We start from the raw sequence: 7,697 nt of genomic DNA, 5'->3' as shown, positions 1-7,697 counted from the left end.
GCTCAATAACTCCATGTCGATCACTCCGCTGTCCCCCGCGATGCCGCGTGAGACGTGGTGAAAACATGGGTCACTTCTCGATGGAAAAATCCGTGCCTACCGGGTCAACTCTCAGTGGAAATCAACAGACAGGACGATCATGGTGGTGGTCTCCCGTGCAAAAAAAAGCTGACGGTTGCGCCTTCCACCACCACCGCGGCGCAGCCAGAATGATAGCCGCGATCGCACCGTTCCGGGAGCGGAGATCGTCGCGATCCCCGCTCACCGTGGCTCGCCCCGATCAAGGGGCGAAGGGATCGATCTCGCACAGGATCGCGGTGGCATCGCCATCGAACTCGTTGGCCGGCGTGACCGAGAGGCTGCCGTCGCCGGCTTCGAAGATGACAATGGCGACCATCAGCGTGGTGGCGAGGCTGAAGGCGAAGGCGTGAGCGTCTTTGAGGGACATGGTCCGGCTCCTGTTCCGAGCGGAGGGCCATCCCCCGCTGACAGGCGCCCGACGTGTCGGGCCGAGAGCCGCAGTCACCGCGAAGGCGTCAGCCGATGCGGCGGCACGCACCGCGTCGCCGACCCCTTGTGGGTTGATGGCCCGAGGCGATCGGTCCGACCAAGGATCAGCGCACAAAAGCGGGGGTGGCCCCGCGCGGACAGCGAGACGCACCCGGACGAAGCAGTTCAAAGCCTGGACCTTGCTCGCTACAAGAGGGGGGCTTGGGGCCGACACGGCGATGGGGCCTTTGGCCGCCCACATGGTGACGAGAGGCATGACCTACGAGGAGTTCAACGCCTTCTGCGCGAGGTTGCCGGCCACGACCCATGTGGTGCAGTGGGGCGGATCACACGTCTGGAAGGTCGGAGGTAAGGTCTTCGCCATCGGCGGATGGCAGGACGACGAGGCCAGCTTCACCTTCAAGGTCAGCGACATCTCCTATGAGGTGCTCCAGGCGCAGCCGGGCCTGCGCCCGGCCCCCTATCTCGCCTCACGTGGTCTGAAGTGGATCCAGCATCACGCGAAACCCGGCCTGTCGGACGCGGAACTGCATGACTACATCCGGCAGTCGCACGCCATCGTCTCACTGGGCCTCTCGAAGAAGATGCGCGCCGAGCTGGGACTTCCATTGGCATAGAGGCGACGTCGCAGCGTGCGACGGCGTGCGCAGACATTTACGGGAGGTTGGAGAACGGTGACGCTCATGCGCCACCAAACCGCCAGACCGGGATACCGAGGGTCCTCGCCTTGTCAGCGAGGTTCTGCTGGATGCCGCTGCCGGGGAACACCATGACCCCGATGGGCAGTACCGCGAGCATCTGGTCGTTGCGCTTGAAGGGCGCGGCCCGGCCGTGCCTGGTCCAGTCTGGCGCAAAGCTGATCTGCGGCACATTGCGGTGGTCGGCCCAGCGGGAGGCGATCTTCTCGGCGCCCTTCGGCGACTTGCCGTGCATCAGCACCATGTCCGGATGCTTGGCGTGGACCTTGTCAAGGGCGTCCCAGATGAGCCGGTGGTCGTTGAAGTCGAGCCCGCCGGTGAAGGCGACCTTCGGTCCCGGCGGCAGGAGGACCTCCTGTTCGGCGTGCTTCCTCGCCATCAGGAAGTCGCGGCTGTCGATCATCGCTGCGGTCATGGCCTTGTGATTGACCATCGACCCGGTGCGGGGACGCCACGGTGCGCCACTGTGCTGCTCGTAGTGCTCGGCGGCCAGATCGCGCATCAGCTCTAAGGCGTTGCGGCGCTCGATCAGCGTCTGCCCTTCGGCGGTGAGGCGTTCCAGCTCGACGGATCTGACCTCGCTGCCGTCCTGTTCCTTCTGGGACCGGCGCTGGCCCTGCTCATTGTCGTCGAGGGCGCGTTCGATCCGGCCGGTGGCGCGGTGGAAGAGGTTGACCGTCGACCAGAGGAGGTCGTCGAGGTCGGGCTCGAGGCGGGTGTCACTGAACGTGGCGATGAGGGCGTCGAAGATGTCGGTGACGGCGCCGGCGAGATGGTTGTCTTCGGGAAGCGGCCGCGGATCGGGCTCGTCGATGAAGGGCCGGTAGCCATAGAGCTGGAGTTCGGTCAGGACCTGGTCGGTGGGGGAAGCGGCGTGGTGTATGTCGTCGTGCTCGCTCATGGGAGGCTCCGTCGGTTGGACCGCGACCGTCGCGGCCTTCATGGCGCCGGAAGCTCACGGGCGGGACGGGCTGGCAGTCCGAGCGAAGCGAGGGCCTTGATGGCCAAGGCCGGCGATTTTGTTTCGCGATGGAAAGCGCGGGCTTGCCTGCGCGCCGGAAAATCGCCGGCCGCCGCCATTGCCGGGCCGGCCCGTTTGTGGGCTCGATCGCCCTCTGGAAGGCCAAGGCGCGGTCCTTTCCGGCGGTGGCCGCATCCGAGCGATGCCGGCGACGGCGGGTCCCGCGTCCCCGTTCCGGCTATGCCGCGAGAGCCAGGAAGCGACCGACATCCTGTGGGGCGAGCTGGACCCGCGTTTCTGCCCGCAGCGCATCCATGCCGAGCATACGGAGATCCTCGTTGAAGTCCCCGAGCCGAGGAGACAGCACGATCGCCTCGATCCCGGCCGCATTCGCTCGTTCAATGAGACTGTCCCGTGCCGCGTCGCCGGCCGGATCGTTGTCGCGTACGATGTAAAGCCGTCGTAGTGTGCCGGGGAACCGGATGGTGACGAGATGGGCCGCAGAGAGCGCGGCCGACATGGCCATCTCGGGCAGGACGCATCGCAGCGACAGCACGGTTTCGATGCCTTCGCCCGCCGCCATGACGTCGCCGGGAACACCGAACCGGACGGCATTGCCGAGCAGGCCGCCCATGGCGCGTCGGGGGGTGTCGATCGGTGCCCTGCCGAGGGTGGCCTCGCTGAAGCCACGTGGATCGAGCCAGGTGCGGTGTACGCCGGTGAAGGTGCCGTCGAGATCGGTGACGGCAGCGATCATCGCTGGCCAGGTCTCGGTGGTCGAAGAGTCGTCGGGCCGGTAGTAGCAGCGCGGGTGAAACCGCAGGGAACTGGTCCCGTGCAAAACCGTAATGCCGCGGTTCCGCAGATACGTTTCTACGAGAGTGCCCAAAATCGGCTGCGCCATGGCGAAGAGACGTCGCGACGCCTCGGGCGATCCAGTCGCTGCGGGAGCGGTGGCCCGGTTTGGTGCAGTCGGCTCCGGATGCGGCAAGGCGAGGAAGCGCCGTGCCTCCTCGGCGACGTCCTTGAAGTCGACGCGGCCGAGCGCCTCGCGGATGACATCGAGCAGGTCGCCATGCTCAGTGGTCGCGCCGTCGGTCCACTTGCCGGCCGGGCCTTTCGGAGTTTCCCGCAACCGGACGAACATGGAGCGGCCGGGTGCATTGCGGACATCGCCCACCTGCCAGTAGTTCCCATGTCGTCGGCCATTGGAGAGATAGTGGCGGCACACCGCTTCCGCGCGCTCGGCGAGACGGCGCGCCAGATCATGGGGCGATTGCGCCATGATGGACCTCCATAAGAAAAGGCCCACCGTCGCCGGTGGGCCAGTCGTGCAGGTCGCAGGCGCTATTCCGCGGCAGAGGGGACGGGAGCGTCCGAGGCTTCGTCAGTGTCCTCGAAGCCGTCACCTTCGACCACGGCCGTTTCGCCGTCGTTTTCCGCCGTTTTCCCGACGACGGAGTCCAGCGCCGTCGCCTCCCCGGTCTCCGGGCTTTTCATGCCGGCCGTGCGCAGCGGCTCGGGCAGCCACCGAGTGTCCGCGAGCAGGGTCTCCGCCTCGGTGGCCATGTCGCCCTTCTTGAGGTGGGCGATCCGCTCGGCGGCGCGCGGCCCCTTCGCCTCGGTGACCGCCTGGAGGATGCGGGGCTTGGTGACGCGGCCGAGGAAGGTGTCCACGGTCGGTCGCCAGCCGGCCGCCGCCATGTCGAGGTCGACAGCCTGGGCCAGCTGGTCGGCATGGGCGAGGGCCCGCGGCCGGCGGTTCCAGGCCTCTTGCACGGCATTGACCGAAAGGCTCACAACGTGGGCGAAAAGCGCCGAACGGCTATCGGCGTCCCAGCCTTCCAGCGCCGCCCACAGCTCTGCGCTCTCCTTCGGCAGGGCCTTGGCCCAGCTCTCATGCCGCATCCGGATCGCCTCGGCGGCGGCGCTGTCGTTCAGCCCCGGCGCCTGCGTGCCGAAGCTGACACTCTTGAGATCCAGCTCCAGGCAGCTGTCCGAGCCATAATGATAGAAGGCCTTGAGCGTCAAAGCGTGGAGCGCCGCGAGGAAGGCTACGTCCGGACGGTCGCCGAGCGCCTGGCGCAGGCCGAGGGTGCGGTGGGCGGTGAGCTCCGTCATCAGCCGGTCAGAGATCGGCGATACGCCGTCGTCCTCCTCCGGCTCGACTGCCTGGGCATCGGCAGAGACGGTGTCGTCGACGTCGTGGGTGGCGGCCACCGCGGAGGTCTCGTCGATGTCCTCGGGGTCGGGGTCCGCCTCGACCGGTAGTTCGTCCTCCGGCCGGACGTAGCCGCGCTCGATCCGCAGGCGGCCCTCAGGACCGATGCTCACGAACGCGCCGGCACGGGCGACCCCGGCAGGATCAAAGGCCAGCGGCCGCGCGTCCATCGCCTCCAGAGCCGCCTCAAGCTCGCCCAGGCGCGCGTCGACCTCGTCGGGCAGCTCGTCGGCGTCCTGATACGCCTCGGACAGGCGGTTGACCTCCGCCTGCACGGCATCGCGGGCGGCTTCCTCCTCCATCGACATGGGAACCGGATCGCCGCGCAGCTGGCGCAGGCCGAAGGTGTGGCCGTAGGCGAAGTCGGGGGCGGCCTCGATCCATTTCCAGCCCTCGGCGGCGATGGCCTCGGAGGCCGCCTTCAGCTTGTCGGCCACCATCCGGTCCACGAGGGTGACATCCTGCAGCCAGCCGCCGTCATCCCCCTGGAACAGGTCGCGCAGCACCGTGCCGCCGGCCTCCACATAGGCCTCGACACCGATGAACCGCGCCCGCTTGTCGCAGGCGCGCACGGCGCCCTCGGTGAGCATCCGCCGGATGACGTGAGGCTGCTTGTCGTAGGCCTGTTGCAGCCGATCGAACACCTGCTCCTGGCGCTCATGATCGCCCGACACGGTGAAGGCCATGAGCTGGTCCAGCGACATGCCGTCCTCGGCATAGGTGTCGAGCAGCCTCTGTGAGACCGAGGCGAGCTTCAGCCGCTGCTTCACCACCGCCACCGACACGAAGAAGGCGGCGGCGATCTCTTCCTCGGACTGGCCCTTCTCGCGGAGTGCCAGAAAGGCGCGGAACTGGTCGAGGGGGTGTAGCGGCGCGCGCTGGACGTTCTCGGCGAGCGAATCCTCCTCGGCGATACCGCCCTCCCGGATGACGCAGGGCACCGGCGCGGTCTTGGCGAGGCGCTTGCGCTTCACCAGCAGCTCCAGTGCCCGGTAGCGCCGGCCGCCAGCCGGGATCTCGAACATGCCGGTCTCGACACCGTCGGCATCGACGACGGCGCGGACATTGAGGCCCTGCAGCAGGCCGCGCCGGGCGATGTCCTCGGCGAGTTGCTCGATGGAGACGCCGGCCTTCACCCGGCGGACGTTGGATTGGCTGAGCACCAGCTTGTTGAAGGGGATGTCGCGGGACGACGAAAGGGTGATCTTCTGAACGGCCGTGGCCATGGGATGCTTCTCCGCGACGGGCGGCCGAAGAACCTCTCTCTGGCCTTCAACCCGTCATGAAGCACAGCGCCGCCCTCTGCCTCTGAGGACGGCGCCGCAAAACCGGCGATCCGGAAAGCTGGGACCACATGGAGCCGGAGGCACGGCAATCCGCATCTCCGGCTTTCCGGGTCTCAGGCAGCTCGATCGAGCAGCTTCTTCGCCCGCGCCTCCAGATCGAGGCGGGCATCCTGGTGGGGCTTGTCCCGCGCGACGGCGGTGATGCCCTGCACGAAGTCGAAGACGCTCTCGGGCGGACGGCCTTCCTCCATCAGCACCGTCTCGATGATCCTGGTCGTCTCGGCCTTGGAGAAGCCGCGCTTGCGCAGGAACGCGCTGCGGTCCTCGTCCGAGCGGGCCACGATCTTCTCCCGCGCCGCCCTGATGCCGTTGACGAAAGGGAGTGGGGAGGAGTTGGCGAAGCGGGTGAGAGCAGGCGCCGCCTCATGGGCGAAGCGCGAGGCGGCGTATTTGGAGTGACGGATGGTGATCTCCTCGAAATCCTCGACGCCCCACAGATTGCGGTTCTGGCACACGGCGCGCAGATAGAAGCTCGCCATGCCCAGCGTCTTCGCCCCGACTTCCGAGTTCCAGCAATAGAAGCCGCGGAAATAGAGGTCGGGTGAGCCGTCCGGCAGCCGGCCGGCCTCGATGGGGTTGAGGTCATCCACCAGGAACAGGAAGACGTCCCGATCCGAGGCATAGAGCGTCGTCGTATCCCTTGTGATGTCGACCCGGGGATTGTAGATGCCGGTGGACCAGTCGAGCACGCCCGGCACCTTCCAGCGGGTGTCGCCGGTGCCATTGCCGGCGATCCGCTGCACGGCGGCGACCAGCTCATGGTCGAAGATGCGGCCATAGTCGGGACCGGTGACGGCGCGCAGTTCCACCCGGCCGTCCTCGATCTCCAGCGTCTTGACCTGCTCGGGGCGATGGGAGGTCAGGCCATACTGAAGATTGATGCCGGCGAGCGGCGCCGGGAGCTGGCGCAGATAGGCCGCCGGGGCACCGACCAGGCTCGCGAGCTGGCCAAAGCTCCAATGGGTCGGGGCGACCGGCGCGTCCGAGCCTGGCAGCACCAGCGTCAGGCGCTCGGCGTCCTCTCGGCTCGCCTCCACCCGGATCGCCGCGCTCTCCACCGTCCGCGTCCGGCTGCGCTCGGTCCGGCCGTACACGGCGGCGAACAGGTCCGACAGGGACAGGTACCGCTCGTCGTCGGGCCGGGAGAACCACTCCGAGGACACGCGGCCGATCCGCTCGCCGCGGCTCACATCCACCTTGTAGCCGCCAGCACCATCGCGCGCGGCGTCCAGAATCTCCACTTGGGTCATGGCTCGTCTCCATGACGGGCGCCGGGAGCCCTCTCCCGGCCCACAACCCGTCATGGCCGAACCGGCCAACCTCTCACTCTCGACTCGTTGCAGGACAACCCCGCAGACGGGTCGCTGGAGACCCGGAGCGTGGTAGTAGGGAAGCCCTTCCCTCAGAGCCATAAATCCGAGCGGACGCAAAAGGGGGGCGATGGCCATGCGGCTCGGCTCAGGACTGCGGGGATCTTTCCCCCTGGCGCGCTTACGGGCTGAGACCCGTTGCGGCCCTTTGGAACGCCTGCTTTGGCGGTGCGAACTGAACCAGCGCGGCCTTAGCCATTACGCACCGTCATGGCGGTGCACAGCTTCTTTGCTGGAGATGGTGCCGGGCTGCTCCCGAGTTCCGAAAACTCTCCGCTTGCTGTCGGTAGTAAGCTTGCCTACCATAGGACAAAAGGAGAACCATCTCATGGCCAATGTCGAGAAGGTGAGTGTCGCCCTCCCCCCCGAAATGGCGGCGATGATGCGTGAGGTGGTCGAGACCGGCGAGTATGCGTCGGCGAGCGAGGTCATGCGGGAGGCCCTGCGCGATTGGAAGCACCGGCGGACGCTGCGTGCCAGGGCCGTCGAAGAGCTGGGGCGGTTATGGGATGCCGGCATGAGCAGCGGCCCCGCTGTCGATGGTGAGGAAGCTTTCGCCCGGATCAGGCAGAAGCTCGATGCCAAGATTGC

Annotated in this window: 7 protein-coding genes; 2 read left to right on the top strand and 5 right to left on the bottom strand. The window is 67.3% G+C overall.

Annotation, left to right across the window (positions count from 1 at the left end; translation table 11 throughout):
- Positions 1–280 precede the first annotated feature (280 nt).
- A complete protein-coding gene (locus K9U41_RS20655) occupies positions 281–448 on the bottom strand; it encodes a hypothetical protein (RefSeq protein ID WP_282642730.1) in 168 nt (55 codons plus the stop codon).
- A 316-nt stretch (positions 449–764) separates the two neighbouring features.
- On the opposite strand from K9U41_RS20655, the gene K9U41_RS20650 reads away from it, so the two are divergent.
- Positions 765–1,127, top strand: coding sequence for an MmcQ/YjbR family DNA-binding protein (locus K9U41_RS20650; protein WP_282642729.1), 363 nt, complete (start codon positions 765–767; stop codon positions 1,125–1,127).
- Positions 1,128–1,191: 64 nt separating this feature from the next.
- Here K9U41_RS20650 and K9U41_RS20645 read toward each other — a convergent pair whose 3' ends face one another.
- The 4 genes from K9U41_RS20645 to K9U41_RS20630 form a co-directional block, all read right to left on the bottom strand.
- Positions 1,192–2,109, bottom strand: coding sequence for a DUF2493 domain-containing protein (locus K9U41_RS20645; RefSeq protein WP_282642731.1), 918 nt, complete (start codon positions 2,107–2,109; stop codon positions 1,192–1,194).
- Between the two features lie 298 nt (positions 2,110–2,407).
- A complete protein-coding gene (locus K9U41_RS20640; protein WP_282642728.1) occupies positions 2,408–3,454 on the bottom strand; it encodes a DUF7146 domain-containing protein in 1,047 nt (348 codons plus the stop codon).
- 62 nt (positions 3,455–3,516) lie between these two features.
- Positions 3,517–5,616 carry a ParB/RepB/Spo0J family partition protein gene (locus K9U41_RS20635; protein WP_282642727.1) on the bottom strand — a complete coding sequence of 700 codons (2,100 nt, stop codon included), beginning with the start codon at positions 5,614–5,616 and terminating at the stop codon, positions 3,517–3,519.
- A 173-nt stretch (positions 5,617–5,789) separates the two neighbouring features.
- Positions 5,790–6,986: a DUF932 domain-containing protein gene (locus K9U41_RS20630; RefSeq protein WP_282642726.1), complete on the bottom strand. Its 1,197-nt coding sequence runs from the start codon at positions 6,984–6,986 to the stop codon at positions 5,790–5,792.
- Between the two features lie 448 nt (positions 6,987–7,434).
- On the opposite strand from K9U41_RS20630, the gene K9U41_RS20625 reads away from it, so the two are divergent.
- Positions 7,435–7,697 (top strand): ribbon-helix-helix domain-containing protein (locus K9U41_RS20625; protein ID WP_282642725.1); only part of this gene is annotated, 263 nt, incomplete at its 3' end.

The sequence above is a fragment of the Xanthobacter autotrophicus genome (genome assembly GCF_029991245.1).
Taxonomy (GTDB): Bacteria; Pseudomonadota; Alphaproteobacteria; order Rhizobiales; family Xanthobacteraceae; genus Xanthobacter; species Xanthobacter autotrophicus_C.
This window is presented reverse-complemented; position numbering and strand designations above follow the sequence as displayed.

Bases quoted from the DNA above. Each gene is read 5' to 3' on its own strand.
- K9U41_RS20655 (WP_282642730.1), bottom strand. From the start codon at position 448: ATGTCCCTCAAAGACGCTCACGCCTTCGCCTTCAGCCTCGCCACCACG.
- K9U41_RS20630 (WP_282642726.1), bottom strand. From the start codon at position 6,986: ATGACCCAAGTGGAGATTCTGGACGCCGCGCGCGATGGTGCTGGCGGC.
- K9U41_RS20650 (WP_282642729.1), top strand. From the start codon at position 765: ATGACCTACGAGGAGTTCAACGCCTTCTGCGCGAGGTTGCCGGCCACG.
- K9U41_RS20640 (WP_282642728.1), bottom strand. From the start codon at position 3,454: ATGGCGCAATCGCCCCATGATCTGGCGCGCCGTCTCGCCGAGCGCGCG.
- K9U41_RS20635 (WP_282642727.1), bottom strand. From the start codon at position 5,616: ATGGCCACGGCCGTTCAGAAGATCACCCTTTCGTCGTCCCGCGACATC.
- K9U41_RS20645 (WP_282642731.1), bottom strand. From the start codon at position 2,109: ATGAGCGAGCACGACGACATACACCACGCCGCTTCCCCCACCGACCAG.